Genomic DNA, 2448 nt, shown 5'->3' with positions numbered 1-2448 from the left:
GTAACGCCCCTTGCGGTTATCTACGTCGAACACGCCCAGATCACCGGTTTTGGTGTTGTTCGATCCGGTCAGGTCAGCCGAACCACCAATCGTTTCAGGCAAGATCGGGTTGACGACTTCCAGAACCATTTCCGAGCTCTTGCGGGTGGCAACTGTGGGCGCAGTTTCGCTGATTTGCTTTTTCAGGGCTTTGATGGTGGAGGACAGCTTTTTTGGTGCCTCGCCAGCCATTGTACGGGCAAATTCAGCCTGACGTGTGTCCGACATATCAGCCAGACGAGCTTCCCATTCCACACGTTCTGCTGTGCCGCGACGGCCGATGTCTTCCCATGCGGATTTGATATCGCCCGGCACTTCGAACGGGCCAGTGGTCCAGCCCCAGATGGCTTTGGCTGCGGCGTTCTGATCTGCATTGGTCAGCGCACCGTGGCCTTTGGACGTGTCCTGTGCGGCGTGGCCCAAAGCGATATGCGTTTTGCACGCGATCATCGACGGGCGTTTGTCCTTCTTGGCCGCCGCAATGGCCGCGTCGATCTCTTCTGGGCTGTGGCCGTCGATTTCCTGAACATGCCAGCCTGCCGCGGTGAAACGACCGATCTGGTCGGTGCGGTCTGACAGGTCAACAGTGCCGTCGATGGTGATATTGTTGTTGTCCCAAAAGACGATCAACTTGGACAATTCCTGACGTCCGGCGATGCCGATGGCTTCGTGGCTGACGCCTTCCATCAGACAGCCATCGCCAGCGATGACGTAAGTGTGGTGATCGACCAGCTTTTTGCCAAACCGGGCGCGCAGCGCTTCTTCGGCAATTGCAAAACCAACTGAATTTGCGATGCCCTGACCCAGTGGGCCGGTTGTCGTTTCAATCGCCTGGGCGAGGAAATTCTCGGGGTGGCCTGCTGTTTTTGCGCCCCACTGGCGGAAATTCTTGACTTGATCGAGTGTGATCTCTGGATCGCCGCAGAGGTAGAGCAACGAATAAAGCAGCATTGATCCATGACCCGCCGAAAGGATGAACCGGTCGCGATCATGCCAATCGGGATGTGCCGCATCGAATTTGAGGTGCTTTTCGAAAAGTACCGTGGCCACGTCTGCCATGCCGATGGGCATGCCCGAATGGCCGGAATTTGCTTCGGCAACGGCATCCAATGTCAGAGCGCGGATCGCCGCGGCCTTGTTCCAATGGTCTGGGTTCTGGGCTTTGAGGGTCTCGATATCCACGGGCCGTTTCGTCCTTGTGATGGGGGCATAAGGGGTCTTTGACGGCGCTCATACCAGTGTCAACGCAGAGATCAAGCGGCACAGCCTTGCCGGATGTGCATAAGGGGGCGCAATTTCGGACGTGGATTGTTAAACTTTCACATTAAGAGGACGGAGCGATTCGTTCCGAGAGCACGAAAAATTGCGCCTGACCTCCTCGGTTCATGGTTGGGTGCACAACAAAACGGGGATCAGGCAAATGACCCAGATCGACGAGTTGCAACATCGGATCACAGCTGCGCTGGACAGGGTCGCGCAGGGCGTAACCCGGATCGAAGAACGCGCAGCCGAGGCCGCAGCGGCACCTGCAGAACAGCCAGGCATTGACCCAGCAGAGGTGGCCCGCCTGCAAGATGCGCTGGACGAGGAAAAATTGGCCAACGCTCAGCTTGAAGAGCGGGTGCGTAAACTGCACGAAACGCACCGTGAAGAGCTTGAGGCGGCCAAGGCTGCAGTGGCGCCTGCGGCTTCCCCCATTCCAACCGTGGATGTCGCAGCGTTGGATCTGGACCTCCAACGCCTGAGGCAATCCAACGAGATGCTTCGCGCGACCAACGAAGAGCTGCGCGCTGCGCTGGCCGAAAACGTCGGTGAGCCGCACTTGATCAACAAGGCGATGTTGGCCGAACTCGAAGGGCTGCGCGCAGCACGGTCGGTCGAGGCCGCCGAGACCCGTGCGATCGTGGCGTCATTGACTCCGTTGCTTGAAGCGGCTGCAGAATCCGAGGAGGCGAACTGATGCCCGAAGTCGAAATCAATATCGGTGGCCGCAGCTTTGATGTGGCCTGTCAGGAAGGCGAAGAACAGTATCTTCAATCCGCCGCCCGGATGCTCGACACCGAAGCGCAGGTTCTGGTTCAACAAGTGGGCCGTATTCCAGAGGCGCGAATGCTGCTTATGGCCGGCCTGATGCTGGCCGATAAAACCGCAGGCTTGGAAGACAAGCTACGCGAAAGCGAAGATCGCGCGGCTGCCTATTTGTCGGAACTGCGCGCATTAAAAGACATGCCACCACCTGAGCCAGAGCGCATCGAAGTGCCAGTGGTGCCGACAGATGTAACTGAATCGCTCCAGGAAATCGCAGCCCGGGCAGAGGCGTTGGCCCGCGATGTCGAAGAAAAGGCAGGCTAGGGCAGGGTCAGGGCAATCGCGTTTGACTTACGGAGTGGCCAAGCCGTTGAGAATGCT

At 58.2% G+C, this 2448-nt stretch carries 3 protein-coding genes; 2 read left to right on the top strand and 1 reads right to left on the bottom strand.

Translation table 11 applies throughout. The features are described 5' to 3' along the window. On the bottom strand, positions 1-1221 hold a 1221-nt coding region (locus ACTG4M_RS17350), incomplete at its 3' end, for a 1-deoxy-D-xylulose-5-phosphate synthase N-terminal domain-containing protein (RefSeq protein WP_439124924.1). A gap of 238 nt (positions 1222-1459) precedes the next feature. On the opposite strand from ACTG4M_RS17350, the gene ACTG4M_RS17345 reads away from it, so the two are divergent. Together ACTG4M_RS17345 and ACTG4M_RS17340 are read left to right on the top strand one after the other, a co-directional pair. After that, positions 1460-1999 (top strand): hypothetical protein, encoded by a 540-nt coding sequence (locus tag ACTG4M_RS17345; protein WP_439124923.1) that lies wholly within the window; start codon positions 1460-1462, stop codon positions 1997-1999. Beyond that, the gene (locus ACTG4M_RS17340) at positions 1999-2391 is read left to right on the top strand and encodes a cell division protein ZapA (RefSeq protein WP_439124922.1); all 393 of its coding nucleotides are present in this window, start codon (positions 1999-2001) and stop codon (positions 2389-2391) included. The genes ACTG4M_RS17345 and ACTG4M_RS17340 overlap by 1 nt, the downstream gene beginning before the upstream one ends. Positions 2392-2448: the final 57 nt, after the last annotated feature.

The sequence above is a fragment of the Marivita sp. genome (genome assembly GCF_965656765.1).
GTDB lineage: Bacteria > Pseudomonadota > Alphaproteobacteria > Rhodobacterales > Rhodobacteraceae > Marivita.
Note: the sequence above shows the minus strand (reverse complement) of the source record. Positions and strands in the feature narration are given on the sequence as shown.

Coding starts and splice junctions, on each gene's coding strand:
- ACTG4M_RS17345 (WP_439124923.1), top strand. CDS start 1,460: ATGACCCAGATCGACGAGTTGCAACATCGGATCACAGCTGCGCTGGAC.
- ACTG4M_RS17340 (WP_439124922.1), top strand. CDS start 1,999: ATGCCCGAAGTCGAAATCAATATCGGTGGCCGCAGCTTTGATGTGGCC.